Origin of the sequence: Streptomyces sp. NPDC048185, from assembly GCF_043202495.1 — a bacterium.
Lineage (GTDB): Bacteria > Actinomycetota > Actinomycetes > Streptomycetales > Streptomycetaceae > Streptomyces.
The window spans coordinates 139,334-162,386 of the sequence record NZ_JBIDAN010000004.1; the positions used below are offsets into that span (position 1 = coordinate 139,334).

Below are 23,053 nucleotides of genomic sequence, written 5' to 3' on the forward strand. Positions count from 1 at the left end.
TCGACCGTGGCGACGACACCCGCGCCCCCCGGGGCGCCCCCGAAGCCCACCTGGGACCCGCGCCCGGCGACCCCCCTGCCGTGGCTGCGGCCCACCATCCGGATAAGGCTCACGCTGCTGTACGGCGGCATGTTCCTGATCGCCGGCATCCTGCTGCTGTCGATCATCTACCTGCTGGCGGCGCAGGCGCTGAACACGGGCAACGAACCCCTGTTCAAGATCGTCGGCGGCACCGACATCAAGGTCGCCAGCGACAAGTGCCCGGTCGTCAACAACGCCAGCAACCTCTCGCTGTCCACGTTCAACGCGGCGATCAGCGAGTGCATCGACGATCAGCGCAAGGTCGCCCTGGACAACCTGCTCAGCCGCTCCCTGCTGGCGCTGCTCGGCCTCGCCGTGATCGCCTTCGCGTTCGGCTACGCCATGGCCGGACGCGTCCTGTCGCCGCTGGGCCGGATCACCCGCACCGCGCGCGCCGTGGCCGGTTCCGACCTGTCCCGGCGCATCGAGCTGGACGGGCCCGACGACGAGCTCAAGGAGCTGGCGGACACCTTCGACGACATGCTGGAGCGTTTGCAGAGGGCCTTCACGGCCCAGCAGCGTTTCGTCGGCAACGCCTCGCACGAGCTGCGCACACCGCTCGCGATCAACCGCACCCTCCTGGAAGTGCACCTGTCCGATCCGAACGCCCCGGTGGAGCTCCAACAGCTCGGCAAGACACTGCTGGCCACCAACGAGCGCAGCGAGCAGCTCGTCGAGGGCCTGCTGCTGCTCGCCCGCAGCGACAACCAGATCGTGGAACGCAAGCCCGTGGACCTCGCCGAGGTCGCCGGGCAGGCCATCGACCAGGTGCACGCCGAGGCGGAGACCAAGGGCGTACGGATCGAGGGCGAACGCGAGCCCGCGGTGGTCCAGGGCAACGGCGTGCTGCTGGAGCGGATCGCCCTGAACCTGGTGCAGAACGCCGTGCGCTACAACGTGGCCGAACAGGGCTGGGTGGAGGTCACCACGGCCGTGGAGAACGGCCAGGCGGTCCTGGTGGTCACCAACACGGGGCCGGTCGTGCCGGCGTACGAGATCGACAACCTCTTCGAGCCGTTCCGGCGGCTGCGCACCGAGCGCACGGGCAGCGACAAGGGTGTCGGCCTCGGCCTGTCCATCGTGCGGTCGGTGGCCCGGGCGCACGGCGGCCACATCTACGCGCGGCCGCGCGAGGGCGGAGGGCTCGTGATGCGTGTCACGCTTCCGATCTGAGATCATGACCCCGACATCTCGACGGGGCCCGGGGATGTTCGCTTTGAGCGGAATTTCCAGGTCGCCGTCCAGAGGTTCACGTGTGTGATCGATCACAGCGGCGGCTTTCCCGCCCTCTACTCTCCGTGATCATGCACCCTGTCGGAAGGCCGGGAAAATCCTGGTTTTCAGGGGTCCTGATCACGGGAAGTACACGGTGAGACGCCTTTGTAGTGCGGCATCAGGACCGTGTACGGTCCCCATCGCCATCCAAGCCGATCACTCATGAGGAGTCCGGTTGGGTGTCGATTGAGTAACAGACCTTGATGTGAGGCAAAATCTCCGCCTCGGGTCGGGCACAAGTCCGGCCTCTCACGCGTTACGTGCGCTGGAGACACCCGCAGACACCCAGAGGGGGAGAGCGACCATGGCCACCGATTACGACACCCCACGCAAGACCGACGACGACGTCGACTCGGACAGCCTTGAAGAACTGAAGGCCCGGCGGAACGACAAGTCCGCCTCGGCCGTCGACGTCGACGAGTTCGAAGCCGCAGAAGGCCTCGAGCTGCCCGGCGCCGACCTTTCCAACGAGGAACTGGCCGTCCGTGTACTGCCGAAGCAGCAGGACGAGTTCACCTGCATGAGCTGCTTCCTGGTGCACCACCGCAGCCAGCTGGCCCGGGAGAAGAACGGCCAGCCGATCTGCCGCGACTGCGACTGAGGCGGGGTCGGCCGTGACCGGCTCGACCCCTTCCTGGAAGCGCCGCTTCCCCAGGCGGGAAGCGGACCAAGGGCCGTCCGACGGCCCGCAGCGCGCGCGTGACGACGAGCGGGGCCCGACCGACACGGGGACGGCCTCGCTCGAACCGGGGAACGACCGGGCTGACCTCCCGGCGACCGTCCAGGCACCGGCACCCGCTGCCCGGCGCCGGGCAGCGGCGTTCCGGGACAGGGCCGGAGAAGGCGTCCGGAGGGGCGGCGACCGGGCCCGGGCGGCCCTGGCGCACCTCGCCGACCGGGTCATCGACCTGGCCCCGCGCGTCCCCGTGCGCGACCTGGCGACGTTGCGCGGACAGTTCCCCGGGCTCGGACCCGAGGAGCTCGCCGACCGGCTCGTGACCGGCGCCACCCGGGGCACCGCCACCGTCGGCGCGGGAGTCGGCGCGGCGGCGATGCTCCCCGTACCGCCCGCGATGCCCACCGAACTGGCCGCCGAGATCACCGGCGTGGCGGCGATCGAGCTGAAGCTGATCGCCGAACTCCACGAGGTCTACGGCGTACGCCCGCCCGGCACCCTGACGCAGCGCAGCACCGCGTACCTGAACTCCTGGTCCGACGAGCGCGGCGTCGAGATGACCAAGCCGGCCACCCTCGGCACGGCGATGAACAGCCACCTGAAGCGCCAGCTGCGCCAGCAGATCATGAAGCGCCTGGTGCGCGACCTGCCCAACCTGATGCCGTTCATGGTGGGCGCGGCCGTGGGGGCCGTCATGAACCGGCGCGACACCAGAAAGCTGGCCGACCGCATCCGCGCGGATCTGCGCAGACGGCAGGTGCCGTGGGACGCCCTCGAGGCGCTTCCCGCCCTGGAGCGCCCCGAGGACGCCCTCGACATGGGCGCCCTCGGAAGAGAGCTCCGGCGCCGGCCCGGCAGCGACCGGCGCTGACCCCCGGCGTGCGCTATGCCGCCGCCTTCGCCGCCCGCAGCGTCTCGACCAGCAGCTCCGGCTCCCGCGTCGACAGGTACAGGTACGGAGTCGGGTCCTCGGGGTCCGTGACGTCGACGCGCACGGCCGTCGGGATGTAGGCGCGCAGCAGCAGGAAGGCACGGGTGTCGGCCTTGTGGGTGCGCCAGGCGCGGGCCTCCTCCGCGTCGAGGATCTCCGCCTCGCCCAGGGCCGCCAGCGGCACCTTGGCCTCGCCCGCGATCAATGAGTCCCCCACGATCCGGATGCGGACGGCGCCGTACGAACTCGCCACGACCGCGGCCGCCGCCGTGCCGCCCGCCAGACCGCCCAGCATCGGCAGCGTGCCGAACGGCAGCAGGATCAGGGCGAACGAGAGGCCCACCAGGAAGGAGATCAGCCACCAGGAACGGGGCGCGGTGAGACGTTCTTCGTACGAGGTGGCGGAGAGCTGCATGAAGCAAGCTTGGCACGGTATCGGTGATCGGCCGACGCGCGGGTAAGGTCTGCGCCTGTGAGTGGTACTTCCCCGGCTCTTCAGCCCCCCGCCGACGCCGTGAACCCCGTACGGCACCCCGACGCGCCCGCCCCCGGCGAACTGCTCGGCGCGCACTACGGCCAGTGCTTCGGCTGCGGCGGCGACCAGCCCCACGGACTGCACCTCCAGGCGCGGGCCGGCGAAGGCGTGGCGATCACCGCCGAGTTCACCGTGCAGCCCGCCCACCAGGGCGCCCCCGGCCTGGCGCACGGCGGCGTGCTGACCGCCGCCCTGGACGAGGCCCTCGGCTCGCTGAACTGGCTGCTGCGGACCATCGCGGTGACCGGCCGGCTGGAGACCGACTTCCTGCGGCCCGTGCCCGTGGACACCACGCTGTACCTGGAGGCCGAGGTGACCGCGGTGGCCGGCCGGAAGATCTACTCCACCGCCACCGGCCGGATCGGCGGCCCCGACGGCCCCGTCGCGGTCCGCGCCGACGCGGTGTTCATCGAGGTCAAGATCGATCACTTCGTCGACCACGGCCGCGAGCAGGAGATCCGCGCCGCCATGGACGACCCGGACCAGCTCCGTCGAGCCCGCGCCTTCGAGGTGAACCCGTGAGCCCCGGCAGCCGCGAACCCCTGGACGTCCAGATCCGCCTCCTCGACCCGGACGTGCCGCTTCCGGCGTACGCGCAGCCCGGTGACGCGGGAGCCGACCTGCGCACCACCGTGGACTGCGAACTGGCGCCCGGAGAACGGGCGGTTCTGCCCACGGGTGTGTCTGTGGCGCTCCCCGAGGGGTACGCGGCCTTCGTGCACCCACGCTCCGGCCTGGCAGCCCGCTTCGGTGTCGCCCTCGTGAATGCCCCGGGGACGATTGATGCCGGGTACCGTGGGGAGATCAAGGTGATCGTGGTGAATCTCGACCCGCGCGAGAGCGTGCGGTTCGAGCGCTTCGACCGGATCGCCCAACTGGTCGTCCAGCAGGTCGAGAGGGTCCGCTTCCGTCCGGTCGCGGAACTTCCCGGCTCGGCGCGGGCCGAGGGGGGCTTCGGGTCCACCGGCGGCCACGCCGGCACGGACCGGGAAAGCGGCACAAGCGGTCAGGTCGCCGAGGGCGGCCCGACGGGTGGGAATCGATACGCTTCGGTCGTATCCGACCGGGAAGGACAGTGACGTGTTCGGACGTCGCAAGAAGAGTGATGCCGCCGAGGGCGCGGCCGGCGAGGCCGAGCAGGTCGTCGACAGCGTCGACACCGAGGCGGACGAAGAGCGGGAGCGCGTGCGGCTCGAACCCGAACCGCGGCCCCACGGGCCCTGGGACAGCAGCGAGGTCAGCGACCCCGGCGAGGGCCGCGTGGACCTGGGCGGCCTGTTCGTGCCCGGCGTGGACGGCATGGAACTGCGCGTCGAGGTCGCGGGCGACGCGATCGTCGCCGCGACGGTCGTGCTGCGCGACAGCGCCATCCAGCTCCAGGGTTTCGCCGCGCCCAAGCGCGAGGGCATCTGGGGCGAGGTGCGCGAGGAGATCGGCTCCGGCATCACCCAGCAGGGTGGCATCGTCGACGAGGTCGAGGGTCCGCTGGGCTGGGAGCTGCGGGCCCAGGTGCCGGTGCAGCTGCCGGACGGCACGGGCGGCTTCCAGGTCGTGCGGTTCGTCGGTGTGGACGGCCCCCGCTGGTTCCTGCGCGGAGTGATCTCCGGCCAGGGCGCGGTGCAGCCGCAGGCCGCCGGCCTGCTGGAGCAGATCTTCCGGGACACGGTCGTGGTCCGCGGCGACGGCCCGATGGCCCCCCGCGACCCGATCGTCCTCAAGCTGCCGAACGACGCGCAGATGGTCCCCGAGGGTGTCCAGCAGGAGGAGGGCTCCCGCTTCTCCGGCGGCATGGGCCAGCTCCAGCGCGGACCGGAGATCACCGAGGTCCGGTAGAGACACCGTACGGATCTCCGCTGCCGCACGACGCGGTGGTCCGTACCCGCACGAGAGGGCCGCGACCCGCACGGGACGCGGCCCTTCACCATGTCCGCGGCCGCGCGGCCCCGGACGGACCGGTTGTCCGCCGGGCGTCCGCTGGCGATACTGGCGCCCGGTCGCCGGCGGGGGAGGACACATGAACCAGGTGGTCACCGAGACCATGGTGCGCGTCGAGGACGTGCACAAGTCGTACGGCCACGGCACCGCCGCGGTCCACGCCCTGCGCGGCGTCTCCTTCGAGGTGCCGCGGGGCGAGCTGGTGGCCCTCAAGGGGCGGTCCGGCTCCGGCAAGACCACGCTGCTCAACATCGTCGGCGGCCTCGACACCCCGGACGCCGGACGCGTCGCCGTCGACGGCCGCGACCTCGCGGAGCTGGACGAGGACGGGCTGCTGGCGCTGCGCCGGGACCGGGTCGGCTTCGTCTTCCAGTCCTTCGGACTCATCCCGATCCTCACCGCGGCCGAGAACGTGGGCGTTCCGATGCGCCTGCGCCGGACCGCGCCGCGCGAGCGCGACGAGCGGGTGGGGCTGCTGCTGTCCCTGGTCGGTCTGGCCGACCACGCGGCCCAGCGGCCCGGCGAGATGTCCGGCGGCCAGCAGCAGCGGGTCGCCGTCGCCCGCGCTCTCGCCAACAACCCCGCGCTGCTGATCGCCGACGAGCCCACCGGCCAGCTCGACGCCGAGACCGGTCACGCCGTGATGGAGCTGCTGCGGGCGGTCGTGCGCAGCGAGCGGGTCACCGCCCTGGTCGCCACCCACGACGCCACCCTGCTCGGCCTCGCCGACCGGGTGCTGGAACTGCGGGACGGGGAGATCGTCGAGCAGTGACGCCGCGGGCGTCAGGGTTCCGTCAAGGACGACCGGCATCCCGCACCCCACCCGAATTGTCCCGATCGCTGGCCGTAGGGTCGACGCTGCGCAGTCAGCGGTGACCGGAAGACAATGAGGCCATGGGACGCGGCAAGCTTCGGATCTACCTCGGCGCGGCGCCGGGCGTCGGCAAGACGTACGCGATGCTGTCCGAGGCCCACCGGCGCGTGGAGCGGGGCACCGACTGCGTGGTGGCCCTCGTGGAACACCACGGCAGATCGCGCACCGAGGTGCTGTTGCACGGGCTGGAGCAGGTGCCGCGCAGGCAGCTGGAGCACCGCGGCGCGCGCTTCACGGAGCTGGACCTGGACGCGGTCCTCGCCCGCGCCCCCCGCGTGGCGCTGGTCGACGAGCTCGCCCACACCAATGTCCCCGGCGCGCGCAACGCCAAGCGCTGGCAGGACGTGGAGGAGCTGCTGGCCGCCGGGATCGACGTGATCTCCACCGTCAACATCCAGCACCTGGAGTCGCTCGGCGACGTCGTCGAGTCGATCACCGGCGTGCGGCAGCAGGAGACCGTGCCGGACGAGACGGTGCGGCGGGCGGACCAGATCGAACTGGTCGACATGTCGCCGCAGGCGCTGCGCCGGCGCATGGCGCACGGCAACATCTACCAGCCGGACAAGGTCGACGCGGCCCTGTCCAACTACTTCCGCCCCGGCAACCTCACCGCCCTGCGCGAGCTCGCGCTGCTGTGGGTGGCCGACCGGGCCGACGAGTACCTCCAGCAGTACCGCAGCGAGCACCGGGTGTCGAAGATCTGGGGCTCGCGCGAGCGCATCGTGGTCGGCCTGACCGGCGGCCCCGAGGGGCGGACGCTGATACGGCGGGCCGCGCGCCTCGCGGAGAAGGGCGCCGGCGGCGAGGTGCTCGCCGCGTACATAGCCCGCAGCGACGGGCTGACCTCGGCCTCCCCGAAGGAGCTTGCGGTGCAGCGCACCCTGGTCGAGGACCTCGGCGGCACCTTCCACCACGTGCTCGGCGACGACATACCGGCCGCCCTGCTGGACTTCGCGCGCGGCGTCAACGCCACCCAGATCGTCCTCGGCTCCTCGCGCCGCAAGGCCTGGCAGTACGTCTTCGGGCCCGGCGTGGGCGCCACGGTGGCCCGTGAGTCCGGACCCGACCTGGACGTCCACATCGTCACCCACGAGGAGGCCGCCAAGGGGCGCGGACTCCCGGTCGCCAGGGGCGCGCGCCTCGGGCGCCTGCGGCTCGTGTGGGGCTGGCTCGTGGGGCTCGGCGGACCGGTGGCGCTCACGCTGCTGCTGAACACCGTCCACCTCGGACTCGCCAACGACGTCCTGCTCTACCTGGCACTGACCGTCGCGGCGGCCCTGCTCGGCGGGCTGTACCCGGCGCTCGCCTCGGCCGCGGTCGGCTCCCTGCTGCTGAACTGGTTCTTCACCCCGCCGGTCAACCGGATCACCATCGCCGACCCCAGGAACATCCTTGCGCTCGCCGTGTTCGTGGGCGTCGCCCTCTCCGTGGCCTCGGTCGTCGACGTCGCCGCCCGCCGCACCCACCAGGCCGCCCGGCTGCGCGCCGAGTCGGAGATCCTCTCCTTCCTCGCGGGCGACGTGCTGCGCGGCGAGACCAGCCTGGAGACCCTGCTGGAACGGGTCCGCGAGACCTTCGCCATGGAGTCGGCCGTCCTGCTGGAGCGGGAGAGCGACGTGGCGCCGTGGCTCTGCGCCGGCCGGGCCGGCCTCGGTCCGCCCGTCGGGCGCCCGGAGGACGCGGACGTGGACGTGCCGGTGGGGGACCACATGGCGCTCGCGCTGACCGGCCGGGTGCTGCCCGCAGAGGACCGCCGGGTGCTGGCCGCCTTCGCCGCCCAGGCAGCCGTCGTCCTGGACCGGCGGCGGCTGCGCGAGGAGGCCGACCGGGCCCGCGCGCTGGCCGAGGGCAACCGCATCCGCACGGCGCTGCTGGCCGCCGTCAGCCACGACCTGCGCACCCCGCTGGCCGGCATCAAGGCGGCGGTCACCAGTCTGCGCTCCGACGACGTGGCGTGGTCCGAGGAGGACCGGGCCGCCCTGCTGGAGGGCATCGAGGACGGCGCCGACCGCCTCGACCACCTCGTGGGCAACCTGCTCGACATGTCCCGCCTCCAGACCGGCACGGTCACGCCGCTGATCCGGGAGATCGACGTCGACGAGGTGGTGCCGATGGCGCTCGGCGGGGTGCCCGAGGCGAGCGTGGAGCTGGACGTCCCCGAGACGCTGCCCATGGTCGCCGTCGACGCGGGGCTCCTGGAGCGGGCCATGGCCAACCTGGTGGAGAACGCCGTCAAGTACAGCCCGGCCGGCCGGACCGTCCTGGTGGCCGCCAGTGCCCTCGCGGACCGCGTCGAGGTGCGGGTCGTCGACCGGGGGCCGGGAGTGCCGGACGACGCCAAGGAACGCATCTTCGAGCCCTTCCAGCGCCACGGCGACGCCCCACGCGGAACCGGCGTGGGGCTGGGCCTCGCCGTGGCCCGCGGCTTCGCCGAGGCGATGGACGGCACCCTGACCGCCGAGGACACCCCCGGCGGAGGCCTCACCATGGTCCTCACCCTCCGGGCGGCACCCGGGGGCACCGACACCCATCCCACCGCGACAGCAGAAAGTCAGGCTGCCTGATGCCGAGTTCGACGGGCGGCACCCCCCGGACCCCCACCAGGGTGCTCGTGATCGACGACGAGCCGCAGATCGTGCGCGCCCTCGTGATCAACCTCAGGGCGCGCCACTACGAGGTCGACGCCGCGCACGACGGCGCCACCGCCCTGCGGACGGCCGCCGCCCGCCACCCCGACGTGGTGGTGCTGGACCTTGGCCTGCCCGACATGGACGGCGTCGAGGTGATCAAGGGCCTGCGCGGCTGGACCCGGGTACCCATCCTGGTGCTCTCCGCCCGCCACTCCTCCGACGAGAAGGTCGAGGCGCTGGACGCCGGCGCCGACGACTACGTCACCAAGCCGTTCGGCATGGACGAGCTGCTGGCCCGGCTGCGCGCCGCCGTCCGCCGCGCCGAGCCCGTCCCGGGCGGCGAGGAGGGCGTGGTCGTGGAGACCGACGCCTTCACCGTCGACCTGGCGGCCAAGAAGGTGAACCGGGACGGCAGGGACGTACGGCTGACGCCCACGGAGTGGCATCTGCTCGAGGTGCTGGTGCGCAGCCCGGGCCGCCTGGTCGGCCAGAAGCAGCTGTTGCAGGAGGTGTGGGGGCCGTCGTACGGGACGGAGACGAACTACCTGCGGGTCTACATGGCGCAGCTGCGCCGCAAGCTGGAGGTGGATCCCGCGCATCCGCGGCACTTCGTCACGGAGCCGGGCATGGGGTACCGCTTCGAGAAGTGAACCGGAGGGGTCCCTTCCAGAGCGGGACCCGAGGGGGTGCATGGCTGTCGGCGTGCCCCGGTACGCTTTCAGGTATGAGTGCTGCTCCTCGTTCCGACAAGCCGGTGGGCCGGTTCCGGCGCATGTTCGACCGGCTCTCCTCCTCCCAGGAGGACCTGGAGTCGGAGGAGCTCCGGGAGGACGCCGACACGGCCGGCTGTACACGCATCGGGGACTGTCAGGACCGGCAGATCGTCACGGTTACTGGTACCTTGCGCACGGTCACGCTGCGTCCGCGTGCGGGCGTCCCCGCCCTGGAGGCCGAGCTCTTCGACGGCTCCGCCGCGCTGGACGTCGTGTGGCTCGGCAGACGCTCCATCGTGGGCATAGAGCCGGGGCGCAAGCTCATCGCATCGGGCCGGATCTCCATGAGCCGGGGCCGCCGGGTGCTCTTCAACCCGAAATACGAACTGAGACCCCTCGGACGGGAGTAGCCGGTGACGTCGCTCGACAAGCCGACCGAAGACACGCAAGCGGACGATGCCCGGGCGGTGACGGAGGCCGCGCTGTTCGAGGCGTTCGGCGGCGTGCGGGGCATGGTCGAGACGGTGCTGCCGGGGCTGCTCTTCGTCACCATCTTCACGATCAACAACGACCTGCACCTCTCCGCGATCGCGGCACTGGCCGTCTCGCTGGTGCTGGTCGCGGTCCGGCTGGTGAAGAAGGACACCGTCAAGCACGCCTTCAGCGGCGTCTTCGGGGTCGCCTTCGGCGTCGTCTTCGCGATGATGACCGACAACGCGAAGAACTTCTATCTGCCCGGCATGCTCTACACGCTGGGCCTGGCCCTGGCGTACATCGTCACGTCGCTGGCCGGAGTGCCGCTGATCGGTCTGATCCTCGGCCCGGTCTTCAAGGAGAACCTCTCCTGGCGCACCCGCAACCCGGGCCGCAAGAAGGCGTACGCGAAGGCCAGCTACGCCTGGGGCCTGATCCTGCTCGCCAAGTGCGCGATCCTCTTCCCCCTGTACTGGTGGGCGGACACCGAGCAGCTCGGCTGGGTCCTGGTCACCCTGAAGATCCCGCCCTTCCTGCTCGCCGTCTGGCTGACCTGGGTCTTCCTGGCCAAGGCGCCGGCGCCCATCGACGTGTTCGCGGAGATGGAGGCGGCGGAGAAGGCCGAGAAGGAGAATGCCGGGCGCGCGGCGCCGGACCGCGAGCACCCGGCGGAGCTCGTCGGCGAGACCGCCGACCCCGGCTCCCTGCCGCGCTCCGCGGACGGCGACAGCGGCGCCGCGGACCCGCGCGGCGGCAGGCACCGCAAGGCGTGACGGCACACGACGGTGGGGGCGCCCGGAGAATTCCGGGCGCCCCCACCGTCGTACCGCGTGACGGTCAGTTCGCGGCGTCGCCCCGCCGCGCCGACAGCAGGTCCTCCAGCTGCTCCTCGCGGGCCTGCGCCGCCACGAACAGCAGCTCGTCACCCGCTTCCAGGGAGTCCTCCTGGGACGGCGTCAGCACCCGGTTGCCGCGGATGATCGTGACCAGGGAGGTGTCCTGGGGCCACTGGACGTCGCCGACCTGGGTGCCGGCCAGGGCCGACTCCTCCGGCAGCGTCAGCTCCACGAGGTTGGCGTCGCCGTGGCTGAAGCGCAGCAGCCGGACCAGGTCGCCGACGCTCACCGCCTCCTCCACCAGGGCGGACATCAGGCGCGGGGTGGAGACGGCGACGTCCACCCCCCAGGACTCGTTGAAGAGCCACTCGTTCTTCGGGTTGTTCACCCGGGCGACGACGCGCGGAACGCCGTACTCCGTCTTGGCCAGCAGGGACACGACCAGGTTGACCTTGTCGTCGCCCGTCGCGGCGATGACGACGTTGCAGCGCTGGAGCGCCGCCTCGTCCAGGGACGTGATCTCGCACGCGTCGGCGAGCAGCCACTCCGCCATCGGGACGCGCTCGACCGAGATGGCGGTCGGCGCCTTGTCGATGAGCAGGATCTCGTGACCGTTCTCCAGCAGCTCGCCCGCGATCGAACGGCCGACCGCGCCGGCTCCGGCAATGGCGACCCTCATCAGTGACCGCCCTCCTCTTCGGGACCCTTGGCGAACGCCGCCTCGACCTTGTCGACCTCGTCGGTGCGCATCATCACGTGCACCAGGTCGCCCTCCTGCAGCACGGTCTGCGAAGAAGGCAGGATCGCCTCCCCGAGCCGGGTGACGAACGCCACCCGCACGCCGGTCTCCTCCTGGAGCCGGCTGATCTTGTGACCGACCCAGGAGGCCGAGGTGTGCACCTCGGCGAGCTGGACGCCACCGGTGGGGTCGCGCCACAGCGGCTCGGCGCCCGAGGGGAGCAGCCGGCGCAGCATCTGGTCGGCCGTCCAGCGGACGGTGGCGACCGTGGGGATGCCGAGGCGCTGGTAGACCTCGGCGCGGCGGGGGTCGTAGATGCGGGCGGCGACGTTCTCCACGCCGAACATCTCGCGGGCCACGCGGGCGGCGATGATGTTCGAGTTGTCACCGCTGGAGACGGCGGCGAAGGCGCCGGCCTCCTCGATGCCCGCCTCGCGAAGGGTGTCCTGGTCGAAGCCGACGCCGGTGACCCTGCGGCCGCCGAACGAGGAGCCCAGACGGCGGAAAGCGGTGGGGTCCTGGTCGATCACGGCGACCGTGTGCCCCTGCTGTTCCAGGGTCTGGGCGAGAGCGGAACCCACACGCCCGCAGCCCATGATGACAATATGCATCGCGTCACACCGCGCTTCCTACGGGCACTGCCACCTTAGTGGATGTCGTGCTCATGTCTCTCTTTCGGCTCGCCTGGCGACATGGAGCGGCCAGTGTGCGGGCCGCAGGGGAACATCATGCCGGTGGCCGCCGCCCAGGCGCCCCCAGGGGCCCCGGGAGCCGCGCCCCCGCACCCCGCCCAACGTATCGGCAATGCCGCGAGAGCCGCACGAGCCGCGTCAGCCCTCGGCGGACGACCCCCGGCGGCCGATGCTGCGGATGCTGGCAAGAGTCAGGATTCCGAGGCCGAGGAGCGTGACGCCGCCGCCGACGAACTCTGCGGTCAGGTGCATGGAACCTCCAGGGAGCGCAACGGCCGGGAATCACGCGGTGTTTTGTCATATAGGCACGCCGGTCCCGCAACCTGCGGAATCCGCAGCCGCGGCACCCCCCGAATTCACCCGGGCAGCAGACGGCGGACGGATCGGGGGTGGCGGGTGGGCGGGCGCCCGTTCGAACGCCTACGATCCTCTGTTGTGTCCAAACTGACCGACGTGCCCAAACGGATTCTGATCGGGCGCGCACTGCGCAGTGACCGGCTGGGGGAAACGCTCCTGCCGAAGCGCATCGCCCTTCCCGTCTTCGCCTCCGACCCGCTCTCCTCCGTGGCCTACGCCCCCGGCGAGGTGCTGCTGGTCCTGTCCATCGCGGGCGTGTCGGCGTACCACTTCAGCCCCTGGATCGCCGTCGCGGTCGTCGTGCTGATGTTCACCGTGGTCGCCTCCTACCGGCAGAACGTGCACGCCTACCCGAGCGGCGGCGGCGACTACGAGGTGGCGAACACCAACCTCGGGCCTAAGGCGGGCCTGACGGTGGCGAGTGCGCTGCTCGTCGACTACGTCCTGACCGTCGCCGTGTCGATCTCCTCGGGCATCGAGAACCTCGGCTCCGCGATCCCCTTCGTCGTCGAGCACAAGGTCCTCTGCGCGGTCGCCGTGATCGTGCTGCTGACGCTCATGAACCTGCGCGGAGTGAAGGAGTCGGGCAAGCTCTTCGCGATCCCGACGTACGTCTTCGTCGGTGGCGTCTTCATCATGATCGTGTGGGGCGCCTTCCGGGGGCTGGTCCTCGGGGACAGCATGCGGGCACCGACCGCCGACTACGTGATCAAACCGGAGCACCAGGGCCTGGCGGGCTTCGCACTGGTCTTCCTGCTGCTGCGCGCCTTCTCCTCCGGCTGTGCCGCGCTCACCGGCGTCGAGGCCATCTCCAACGGCGTCCCGGCCTTCCGCAAGCCCAAGTCGAAGAACGCGGCCACGACGCTGGCGATGATGGGCCTGCTCGCCGTCACCATGTTCTGCGGCATCATCGCGCTGGCCGCCGCGACCAAGGTCCGGATGGCGGAGAACCCGGCCGCCGACCTCTTCCACAACGGCGTCGCCGTCGGCGCGGACTACGTGCAGAACCCGGTGATCTCCCAGGTCGCCGAGGCCGTTTTCGGCAAGGGCAGCTTCCTGTTCGTCGTGCTGGCCGCGGCCACCGCGCTGGTGCTGTTCCTCGCCGCCAACACCGCGTACAACGGCTTCCCGCTGCTCGGCTCGATCCTCGCCCAGGACCGCTACCTGCCGCGCCAGCTCCACACCCGCGGCGACCGGCTGGCCTTCTCCAACGGCATCGTGCTCCTCGCCGGCGCCGCCATGCTCCTCGTCGTCATCTACGGCGCCGACTCCACCCGCCTGATCCAGCTCTACATCGTCGGCGTGTTCGTGTCCTTCACGCTCAGCCAGATCGGCATGGTCCGGCACTGGAACCGCCACCTGGCCACCGAGCGGGACCAGGCCAAGCGGCGCCACATGATCCGCTCGCGGGCCATCAACGCCTTCGGCGCCTTCTTCACCGGCCTCGTGCTGGTCGTCGTCCTCGCCACGAAGTTCACGCACGGCGCGTGGGTCGCCCTGCTCGGCATGTGCATCTTCTTCGCGACGATGACCGCGATCCGCAAGCACTACGACCGCGTCGCCGAGGAGATCGCGGCCCCGGAGGACCCCGAGGAACCCCCGAGCGACGACCTGGTCCGTCCCTCCCGCGTCCACTCGGTCGTCCTGATCTCCAAGATCCACCGGCCCACCCTGCGCGCCCTCGCCTACGCCAAACTGCTGCGCTCGGACTCCCTGGAGGCGCTCAGCGTCAACGTCGACCCGGCGGAGACCAAGGCGCTGCGCGACGAATGGGAGCGGCGCGGCATCGACGTACCGCTGAAGGTGCTGGACTCGCCCTACCGCGAGATCACCCGGCCGGTCATCGAGTACGTCAAGAGCCTGCGCAAGGAGTCGCCGCGCGACGCGGTCTCCGTGATCATCCCCGAGTACGTCGTCGGCCACTGGTACGAGCACCTGCTGCACAACCAGAGCGCGCTGCGCCTCAAGGGCCGGCTCCTGTTCACCCCCGGCGTCATGGTCACCTCCGTCCCGTACCAGCTGGAGTCCTCCGAGGCGGCCAAGCGGCGGGCCCGCAAGCGGCAGGACTGGAACGCGCCCGGCGCGGTCCGGCGCGGCCCCGCACATCAGGACCGGTCGAAGGAGTCCTCGCCGTCGACGTAGACTGGTCGGCTGTTGTCCTCTGACGTCGCCCGTCGTCCCGTTCTCTGGAGTCACCCCGCCATGCAGGCAGAACCGAAGAAGTCGCAGGCGGACACCCCGGCGGTCTCGCTGGTGGGGGAGGAGTACGAGGTCGAGATCGGCCCCGTCGCCCACGGCGGCCACTGCATCGCCCGTACCGCCGAGGGGCAGGTGCTGTTCGTGCGGCACGCGCTGCCCGGCGAGCGGGTCGTGGCCCGGGTGACCGAGGGCGAGGAGGGCGCACGCTTCCTGCGCGCGGACGCCGTCGAGATCCTGGACGCCTCCAAGGACCGCATCGAGGCACCCTGCCCCTTCGCCGGCCCCGGCCGCTGCGGCGGCTGCGACTGGCAGCACGCCAAGCCCGGTGCCCAGCGCCGGCTGAAGGGCGAGGTCGTCGCCGAGCAGCTCCGCCGCCTCGCGGGCCTCACGCCCGAGGAGGCCGGCTGGGACGGCACGGTGATGCCGGCCGAGGGCGACAAGGTGCCCGCCGGCCAGGTCCCGTCCTGGCGCACGCGCGTGCAGTACGCCGTGGACGACGAGGGCCGTGCGGGCCTGCGCAAGCACCGCTCGCACGAGGTGCAGCCCATCGACCACTGCATGATCGCCGCCGAGGGCGTCAGCGAGCTGGGCATCGAGCGGCGTGACTGGACGGGCATGGAGTCCGTCGAGGCGATCGCCGCGAGCGGCTCCCAGGACCGGCAGGTCATCCTGACCCCGAAGCCGGGCGCACGGCTGCCCATCGTCGAACTGGACCGCCCCGTCTCCGTCATGCGGGTCGGCGAGAAGGACGGCGGCGTCCACCGCGTCCACGGCCGCCCCTTCGTCCGCGAGCGCGCGGACGACCGCACCTACCGCGTCGGCAGCGGCGGCTTCTGGCAGGTCCACACGAAGGCCGCCGACACGCTGGTCACGGCGGTCATGCAGGGCCTGCTGCCCCGCAAGGGCGAGACGGCCCTTGACCTGTACTGCGGGGTCGGCCTCTTCGCGGGCGCCCTCGCCGACCGCCTCGGCGACGAGGGCGCGGTCCTCGGCATCGAGTCGGGCAAGCGCGCCGTCGAGGACGCCCGGCACAACCTCGCCGGCTTCGACCGCGTCCGCATCGAACAGGGCAAGGTCGAGGCGGTCCTGCCGCGCACGGGGATCACCGAGGTCGACCTGATCGTCCTGGACCCGCCGCGCGCGGGCGCCGGACGCAAGACGGTGCAGCACCTGTCGTCGCTGGGCGCGCGCAGGATCGCGTACGTCGCCTGCGACCCCGCTGCGCTGGCCCGGGACCTGGGGTACTTCCGGGACGGCGGGTACCGGGTGCGGACCCTGCGGGTGTTCGACCTGTTCCCGATGACGCACCACGTGGAGTGCGTGGCGATTTTGGAACCCGCTGCAAAGGGGCTGTGACCTGTAGTTTTCCCGCTTTGCTCAGGCGTGGCCGGGTGTGCTCGACCTGTTTCCCGAAGTTCACCGCGTGGAGCACGTTATAGGTTCCCGCCACGTGTCTCACCTGGGGTTTCGCAGCGGGGGCGTAGGTCCGGAACGCTCTGCCTCAACTCCGTAAGAGACGGGTTCGGGAAATGTCTTGACGCTCGTTCGACGCTCTTTCTGACAAGTGCGAGGTGGTCGTCTCATAGGGAGTGTCGAGGTATGCGGGGCAGGGTGGTCGGCGAGGGTGTCCTGCTCGATGCTGGTCCGGAAGCTCGTGCTCTGGGCCACAGTCGGTTCCTCGAGAAAAGAGGTGCTGGGTGCGCTGCGCCTACTGTGGCACCGGGGGGGGCGTCTCATTACGCACTGCCCGGACAAGACGCCCAGCGGGCGACAAGACTGATCGCATGGCTACAGAACCCCGCCCCTCCACCGTGTCCTCATGCATCGAGCTTCTCGAGCGTCTCGCCCAGTTCAGTGAGAAGGTGACGAGAACGCTGCGCGGGGTGACCAAGACGTACAAGGAAGCCGAAGCAGCACTCAGTCACCTCCGCGACGTCCGCAAGTTGGCTACGCAGATGTGCAGGGCCGTCGTTGCCTTCTTCAGGCCCGAGGGCGGCAATGCCGAAGCCTGCTAGACCATGGGCCGGCCGGGTAATGCTGCGCTGCCAAGCGGCCGACACCGTCTGAGCCGGCCGCCTTCACGATGGTGGCGAGAACATCCTGGTCGGGAGCACGTCCATGCTGGTGCGCCACGCCCGGTGCCCGTGCACACGGCAGACCACCCACAGGCGCAGCACCCCGGACGCCGCCCGGGCCGGACTAGGGTCCGTCTTAAAGGATCATCGTGTGGTAAATCATGGTGGGGTGATACGTCGTCATGAACTCACCGATCGGGAGTGGGAGTTGCTCGCTCCGCTGATACCGCGGGCTCGACCGGCCGGCCGCGGGTGTCGGACCGGCAGGTCATCAATGGGATGGTCTACAAGATCCGGACCGGGATCTCGTGGCGTGACCTGTCGGAACGCTACGGGTCGTGGCAGACCGTCTACACCCGCTTTCGCCGTTACGCCCTGGACGGCGTGTCCAATCAGGCTCTTCAGCAGATCCAAGCTAATGCGGACGCGGTCGGCGACATCGACTGGCTCGTCCAGATCGACTCCACCATCGTCCGCGCCCACCAGCACGCCGCCGCCACCGGCCGAAAAGGGGGCGCCATCGGCCGGACGAACCGGACGATCACGCCCTCGGCCGATCCCGAGGCGGACTGACGACCAAAATCCATCTCGCCTGCGACGGCAAGGGGCGCCCGCTCGCAGTCCTGGTGACGCCAGGACAACGCCACGACAGCATCTGCGCGCTGTCACTTCTGGAGCGCATCCGTGTCCCTCGACTCGGCCCGGGCCGCCCCCGCTGCAGGCCTGACCAGGTCATCGCAGACAAGGCCTACAGCTCCCGCGGCTTCCGCGCCTACCTGCGCAAGCGCGGCATCGGGCAGACCATCCCAGAGAAGACCGACCAGCAGCGACATCGCCACAACCGTGGCCGTCGCGGCGGGCGGCCGCCCGCGTTCGACCGGCAGGTCTACCGCCAGCGCAACATCGTCGAACGCTGCTTCAACCAGATCAAAGGCTTCCGCGGCATCGCCACCCGATACGAGAAGACCGCCACCTCCTACGAAGGGGCGGTCACCCTCGCGTCATTCCTGCTCTGGGCAAGATCCGTTTGAAGACGGACCCTAGTACCCGAGCCCGACGTTCGGGTTCGGGTGGGGCTCGGGTGCCTGTGGGCAGAGCCGCTTCACCGCGGATCGCAGTTCCTCCCCGCGGAGATGATCGGACAACCCGGGCCCGCTGATCGTCTTTCGCAGCTCTTCGGCGATCTTCGGAGTCGCGAAGTGGTTGCGCAGGATCGGGGAACGTGCCGCTTCGCGACAGAGTAGCGTGAGGAGTTCGGGGCTCGCCTCGGTGGCCGCATGCCAATGGGTGGGGAGTGGGCCGTCGGCAGGAAGGAGGTCGGCCCGCGCAGCGGCGATCAGGGCCTTACAGGTTTCCTGGGGATGCCAGTGCTGTGTGCTGCCGGATCCTACGTAGGAGTCCACAGCCTCTACGACTGTCGTGGCGGACCACTCTGTGCGTGGCAACCACGCGGTTGCCCAGGCAACAGCGGCCGGATGGGCCACGGTGTTGGGCGGCAGCGCAGGGAGCACATCCGGGAGAAGACGAAGTCCGGAGCACTCGTGCAGTGCCTGGGCCGCCCACCCGATGCTGTTCCAGTGCGTCTCGGCCTCCACTACCAGGCGCCGTTCGGCCACTTGCATGACGAGCCGTGCCACCGCTGGGGCCATAGAGTCAGTGGATCTGTTCGTGAGTTGGACCACCTTCAGCAGTTTGCTCGCCTGACGGAGTCCCAAGACATTCGCCAGGAGGTCGGCGGGCAAGCCGCTCACGTGGTTGAGGATGTCGTCGAACTTATCACTCTGACCGGTCAGCCACAGAGCCTGCAGCAGGCCGGGGATTTCCTGCAGATCCGACCGGAGACTCAGCCGGAGCCGGTTGAGCAACCGATCGATGTTGACGCTGGTGGCCAGTTGCTCACCCCACTGCGGCTCCCACATGTGAGCGAGCGTCAGCATCTCGGTGACGGCCCGGGGACTGGCGAGGAGGTGCATCGTGGGCTCCCATCGGGTGGTGAGCAGGGTATACATCCACTCGGTCTCCTCGGTGCGGTTGGTCACCCCGACTCGGGCCAGGGCGCGCCCCACCATTCCCTGGGTCACCGGGTCCTGCTCGAACTTGAAGACATCGATGAGTGTCCGCCAGCGCCTCCGTTCGTTCCGCAGGGCGGCGAGTTCGGCCTTGCCGAGTCCTGGCTTGCAGCGCTCCACCTCACTCAGCAACTCGGCTGTGAGCGGGGGGTGCACCACGCTGCGGAGAAGAAGCTCCCGCAGATGAGAGAGATCCTGACCGCCATGCGGTTGGCTCAGGAAGTCCACGGTCATGGCCGCTTCGGACGGGTCCAGCTTGCGCAACTGGCCGAGCGCCGTGACGAAGGCGCCGATACTGCGGCCGACCCGCAGACGCTCGGCCCAGTTCCAGCGGGGGTTCTGCCGTTTGAAGTGGCTGAGTACCAGAGCGGTCGCCGCGACTTTGCCGCCACCCCGCAGGGTGTCGGCCATGACTTGCAGTTTCTGTGCCATGTTGCTCGCGGTGTTCAGGAGCGGACTGCGCACGGCCTCGTCCAATTCGAGCCGCTTGGCGAAGTCCGCGCCGATGTCGGGTACCAGCGCCCGCCCCAGCCGATGGGTGTGCACCATGCTCTCCGGGTCGAGCGCCACTTGGGACATCCGGTCGCGCAGCACCTTCCGGTCCAGTCGTTCCGCCAGCTGGTGGAGGAACCGCTGGCCGAAGTAGTCATCCTGGATCAGGAGCATGGCCAGGCGCGGACCCCAAGGGCGGGCTGTGCCGCGCTGTGCGTGGATGCTGGACACGACGAGGTCGAGCGCCGCATCCTCGATCGACTTCCGATAGTCCGCGCCCGACTCCCACAGGCCGCGCAGCAGGTGGTAGACGATGGCGGGTCGGCGTTCTCGCCTCATGACCCTTTCGACGAAATCCTGACCGATCTCGCACGCCAGGCGGTAACCGAATCGTTCCTGGGTGTCGCAGTAGAGGTCATCGACGCGGCTGACGCTGCTGAGGAGCATGCCCGCGCCTCGCACGTCTTCGAAGCTGCGAACCGACTTGGCTAGCTCGCGAGCCAGGCCGGCGTCAGCCACCAAGGCGCCGTCCCGGTTTTCCCGGTAGAGCAGTGTCCGGAGAGTGCCACCATGGATGTTCCGTACGGTCGAGATGAGGATGGCTGCCTCCGCGGGCGATGCCGCCTTCACCACGGGAACCAGTGTGCGGCCGAACTTCAGATGGTTGAGGAGACGGTTGCTGAACCCGCGGTTGCTCTGCGACAGGTCGTACAGGGCCTGACTTATCTGGATGGCGTCGGAGTACGCCAGAGCCGCTTGGAGTTGCGTCTTGTACTGCTCGATAAGTTCGTTCCAGTCCCGAGCACCGTCGAAGTGCAACCACAGCGAAAGCCAGGACAGGATGGCGGCAAGGGACCTGTCCCGGGTGGGATGTGCCTCCAGGAGGAACTGCGCCGGTTTGAACAGCGGGCGCAGCGCCGACGCGGGGTGGTCGTCCCGGGCCTGCCGTGACTTGGCGAAGATCAGGTCGTCCATACGCCGTACGGCGATGAGGTCCCGGTGACGGGCGGGATCGGCACCTTGGACTAGGTCATCGGCGCGCTGTTCGAGCCACTCGCAGACCGTTCCGGTTGGTGTGGTGCCCTCACCGGCCAGCTTGAGCAGGGCATTGACGAGGTGGTACCGCTCCGTGAGGGTGGAGGACCGGGCGAGGACCGAGTCCAGGCCGCCCTGTGGCTCCCCTATCCAGGCAACGAGGTCTGACAACACGTTCTGGGGTAGCCGGAACTCGTCGTCCCACATCGCGGCGAGCGCGAGTGTCACATCAGGCACCGTCAGATCCCCTACCGAGCAAACTCGTTCGAGGACCGCCGGGAGTGCGGCGGCGGTCCAGTCGGCATCGCTGTTGCGCCGACAGAGCCGCAGTAGAGTGAGGGCCTTGCGCGGGTGCGCGGTCGCCACCCAGTCGGTGATCGCACGGCGTACCGAGGCCAGTTCCAGCAGCTGCGCGAGCTGTTCCGGCGCGTAGGCGGCGCACTTGCGCAGCAGAGCGTCGAGACGCTGGTGGTTGTCCTCCCGGAGGAGGACCAGGGCGTACGGTTCGAGATGGGCCGGAAGGGCGTCCAGCCCCTCGGGGCTCGCACAGGCGATCACCGCCTCGGCCCGGACGGTGCTGGGGATCCTCGTTAGCCCCTCCTGGACGACCAGGCCGAGGGCCGCGCGGGTCTCCTCGGGGATGGCCGCCACATGGGCGGACGGTACCCCTTCGTCGAGCCATGACACCGCGGCGAGCTGGTACACCGCGGCCTGGGCGTCGGCATCGAGGCCGTCGCAGACGGTCTGCGCCCGCGCCCGCACCAGTTCGACTCCCAGGCCCCGCTCAGGCAGCGCCGCCGCGGGAGCGGACTTGCCAGCCGGTTCCTCCCGCAGCAGATCGACCAGCAGACGCAGGTCCCCCTGGCACGCCTCGACCGCCAGGTCGATAGCCGCCGTGTCGTCGGCCCGGACCCGGTACTCCCCGGGCGCCTGGCGGATCATCTGGTGGGCCAGGTCGGGCACCTCCTCCGATGCCACCACGGTGGCATAGGAGGTCACGCCATGGTTGTCCCAGCGGTTGGCCGCTCCGTCGACGAAATGGGTCAGCGCGAGGACACCCGCCTTGAGCTCGCTGAGGGACTCCAGGGCCTCGCCGACGTTGCCGTCCTCCAAGGCGTGCAAGTCCTCCAGGACGACCAGCACCTTCCGGCGGGCGCTGTCGACGCCAGTGGTGGTGAGCGCGGCGCGGACCACTGCAAGCAGCTCGCCGTCCCAGGGCAGTTGGCGGCGGTCGGGCGACAGCACTACAGTCTGCCAGCCGGCGCTCTCCAACTTGTGCACCAGTTGCTGGGCGCACACCGTCTTCCCGGAGTTACGGGTGCCGGACTGGATCACCCGGGACAGCGGCTTCCCGTGGAACCTCTTGAACAGGAAGGAGGCTCGCTCGAACTCCACCAGGCGCCGATCCGTCGGCCCGTACCACCCCGGTGCGGAGCCGGCCGAGCCGGTCGAGTGGAGGATGCGCCACTCCTGCTCTGCGAGCGTCTCCGCGGCCCAGCGCCGCACCGTCGCCTGCCACTGCTCTGCCCACAGCAGGCGGACCGCTCCGAGCAGGGTCGGCTCCGAGTCGGTCGCGACGGAGCTTGCCCGGCGCAGCCGCCAGCCGTCGGTATCCCGCCACAGGACGTCGAGGCCGGCCTCGACGGCGGCCGCCATGGCCTGCTCGGGCGCGGCGGGCGGCAGCCAGTCACCGTCCTGCGAGATTCTCGCCAGGGCCAGCACACCCAGCTCGCCGAGGCCCGGCAGACTGCCCTCGGCGGCGATCCAGGACAGTGCGACGGCGGGCGCGCATGAGTCCGGGCCGATCGCGGAGGGGATGAGTAGATCCCTTGCTTCGACCCGGGGACGGATGTCGGCGGACATCCGGGTCCCCACGCTCGACACCAGGTGCCGGGCGGCGAGCAGCCCCCGCTCGATCGCGGCCGGGTCGGGAAGCGGTGACCAGGACCGGACGTCATCGCCGGGATCGAACACGATGTCCGCGCTGGCGATGACGTACCAGTCGTCCACCGGCGCCAGCAACAGGGGCACTCCGCCTACCGGTGCCGCGCGGGGCGGCTCGTCACCGGCCGCCGGCAGCAGTTCCGCCCGGGTCACCAGCTGGTCGAGCTCGGACAGGAGACCTGTGTCCAGCTCGCTCAACACGTCCCCCAGGTGGGTGGCCCCCGCTTCCGCGTACTCGTACAGCAGCGCGCCGGGCCCGATCGGCTTCTGCTCACCCGAGAAGTTGAAGGGCCGCCGAGGGAGCGGGATCTGATGGTCGAGGACCGTCTTGCCGAGGGTGATGACATGGCGCAGTCGGGACTCGACGCGTATCGGATCGACCGACGTGCGCAGCAGATCCGTGGCCAGCGCATGAAGTGTCATGCGCAGTTCGTAGGGTACCGCCGCCCTGCGGGCGGAGGATGACATCAGGTCCTCATGACTCACGCTCG

General features: G+C 70.4%; 18 protein-coding genes and 1 pseudogene. 15 read left to right on the forward strand and 4 right to left on the reverse strand.

What is annotated here, in order from left to right; genetic code table 11:
• Positions 1 to 6 precede the first annotated feature (6 nt).
• The 3 genes from ACGF3H_RS14270 to ACGF3H_RS14280 all read left to right on the forward strand — a co-directional run bounded on the left by ACGF3H_RS14270 (position 7) and on the right by ACGF3H_RS14280 (position 2,903).
• On the forward strand, positions 7 to 1,254 hold the full coding sequence (locus ACGF3H_RS14270; RefSeq protein WP_362490796.1) for a HAMP domain-containing sensor histidine kinase: 1,248 nt from the start codon (positions 7 to 9) through the stop codon (positions 1,252 to 1,254).
• Positions 1,255 to 1,660: 406 nt separating this feature from the next.
• Entirely contained in the window at positions 1,661 to 1,957 is a 297-nt protein-coding gene (locus tag ACGF3H_RS14275) for a DUF4193 domain-containing protein (RefSeq protein WP_003993510.1), read from the forward strand.
• Positions 1,958 to 1,970: 13 nt separating this feature from the next.
• A complete protein-coding gene (locus ACGF3H_RS14280; protein WP_362490799.1) occupies positions 1,971 to 2,903 on the forward strand; it encodes a hypothetical protein in 933 nt (310 codons plus the stop codon).
• A 13-nt stretch (positions 2,904 to 2,916) separates the two neighbouring features.
• Here ACGF3H_RS14280 and ACGF3H_RS14285 read toward each other — a convergent pair whose 3' ends face one another.
• Entirely contained in the window at positions 2,917 to 3,378 is a 462-nt protein-coding gene (locus ACGF3H_RS14285) for a DUF3093 domain-containing protein (protein ID WP_362490802.1), read from the reverse strand.
• 57 nt (positions 3,379 to 3,435) lie between these two features.
• Between ACGF3H_RS14285 and ACGF3H_RS14290 the strand changes: the two genes are divergently transcribed.
• The 8 genes from ACGF3H_RS14290 (at position 3,436) to ACGF3H_RS14325 (ending at position 10,897) form a co-directional block, all read left to right on the forward strand.
• Positions 3,436 to 4,020 carry a PaaI family thioesterase gene (locus ACGF3H_RS14290; RefSeq protein WP_362490805.1) on the forward strand — a complete coding sequence of 195 codons (585 nt, stop codon included), beginning with the start codon at positions 3,436 to 3,438 and terminating at the stop codon, positions 4,018 to 4,020.
• Positions 4,017 to 4,577 carry a dUTP diphosphatase gene (dut, locus tag ACGF3H_RS14295; RefSeq protein WP_362490808.1) on the forward strand — a complete coding sequence of 187 codons (561 nt, stop codon included), beginning with the start codon at positions 4,017 to 4,019 and terminating at the stop codon, positions 4,575 to 4,577. Before ACGF3H_RS14290 ends, dut begins: the two co-directional genes overlap by 4 nt.
• A gap of 1 nt (position 4,578) precedes the next feature.
• The gene (locus tag ACGF3H_RS14300) at positions 4,579 to 5,331 is read left to right on the forward strand and encodes a DUF3710 domain-containing protein (protein ID WP_393816487.1); all 753 of its coding nucleotides are present in this window, start codon (positions 4,579 to 4,581) and stop codon (positions 5,329 to 5,331) included.
• 181 nt (positions 5,332 to 5,512) lie between these two features.
• Positions 5,513 to 6,205, forward strand: coding sequence for an ABC transporter ATP-binding protein (locus ACGF3H_RS14305; RefSeq protein WP_362490812.1), 693 nt, complete (start codon positions 5,513 to 5,515; stop codon positions 6,203 to 6,205).
• Between the two features lie 122 nt (positions 6,206 to 6,327).
• Positions 6,328 to 8,871, forward strand: a complete 2,544-nt coding sequence (locus tag ACGF3H_RS14310) for a sensor histidine kinase KdpD (RefSeq protein WP_362490814.1) — start codon at positions 6,328 to 6,330, stop codon at positions 8,869 to 8,871.
• Positions 8,871 to 9,587, forward strand: coding sequence for a response regulator (locus tag ACGF3H_RS14315; RefSeq protein ID WP_362490817.1), 717 nt, complete (start codon positions 8,871 to 8,873; stop codon positions 9,585 to 9,587). Before ACGF3H_RS14310 ends, ACGF3H_RS14315 begins: the two co-directional genes overlap by 1 nt.
• A 74-nt stretch (positions 9,588 to 9,661) precedes the next feature.
• Positions 9,662 to 10,060, forward strand: a complete 399-nt coding sequence (locus ACGF3H_RS14320; RefSeq protein ID WP_362490820.1) for an OB-fold nucleic acid binding domain-containing protein — start codon at positions 9,662 to 9,664, stop codon at positions 10,058 to 10,060.
• Positions 10,061 to 10,063: 3 nt separating this feature from the next.
• Positions 10,064 to 10,897 (forward strand): DUF3159 domain-containing protein, encoded by an 834-nt coding sequence (locus ACGF3H_RS14325; protein ID WP_362490823.1) that lies wholly within the window; start codon positions 10,064 to 10,066, stop codon positions 10,895 to 10,897.
• A gap of 64 nt (positions 10,898 to 10,961) precedes the next feature.
• Here ACGF3H_RS14325 and ACGF3H_RS14330 read toward each other — a convergent pair whose 3' ends face one another.
• Both ACGF3H_RS14330 and ACGF3H_RS14335 read right to left on the reverse strand, forming a co-directional pair.
• Entirely contained in the window at positions 10,962 to 11,639 is a 678-nt protein-coding gene (locus ACGF3H_RS14330; RefSeq protein ID WP_362490825.1) for a TrkA family potassium uptake protein, read from the reverse strand.
• The gene (locus ACGF3H_RS14335) at positions 11,639 to 12,310 is read right to left on the reverse strand and encodes a TrkA family potassium uptake protein (RefSeq protein WP_362490827.1); all 672 of its coding nucleotides are present in this window, start codon (positions 12,308 to 12,310) and stop codon (positions 11,639 to 11,641) included. The genes ACGF3H_RS14330 and ACGF3H_RS14335 overlap by 1 nt, the downstream gene beginning before the upstream one ends.
• A 516-nt stretch (positions 12,311 to 12,826) precedes the next feature.
• Here ACGF3H_RS14335 and ACGF3H_RS14340 point away from each other — a divergent pair.
• From ACGF3H_RS14340 to ACGF3H_RS14355, 4 genes and pseudogenes are all read left to right on the forward strand, one after another.
• On the forward strand, positions 12,827 to 14,890 hold the full coding sequence (locus ACGF3H_RS14340; RefSeq protein ID WP_362490829.1) for an APC family permease: 2,064 nt from the start codon (positions 12,827 to 12,829) through the stop codon (positions 14,888 to 14,890).
• A gap of 60 nt (positions 14,891 to 14,950) precedes the next feature.
• The gene (locus ACGF3H_RS14345) at positions 14,951 to 16,303 is read left to right on the forward strand and encodes a class I SAM-dependent RNA methyltransferase (RefSeq protein WP_362490832.1); all 1,353 of its coding nucleotides are present in this window, start codon (positions 14,951 to 14,953) and stop codon (positions 16,301 to 16,303) included.
• A 428-nt stretch (positions 16,304 to 16,731) separates the two neighbouring features.
• Positions 16,732 to 16,962, forward strand: coding sequence for a hypothetical protein (locus ACGF3H_RS14350; RefSeq protein ID WP_362490835.1), 231 nt, complete (start codon positions 16,732 to 16,734; stop codon positions 16,960 to 16,962).
• Positions 16,963 to 17,194: 232 nt separating this feature from the next.
• Positions 17,195 to 18,053: pseudogene (locus ACGF3H_RS14355) on the forward strand (IS5 family transposase).
• 9 nt (positions 18,054 to 18,062) lie between these two features.
• On the opposite strand, the gene ACGF3H_RS14360 reads toward ACGF3H_RS14355, so the two are convergent.
• Positions 18,063 to 23,048: a hypothetical protein gene (locus tag ACGF3H_RS14360; protein WP_362490838.1), complete on the reverse strand. Its 4,986-nt coding sequence runs from the start codon at positions 23,046 to 23,048 to the stop codon at positions 18,063 to 18,065.
• Positions 23,049 to 23,053 lie beyond the last annotated feature (5 nt).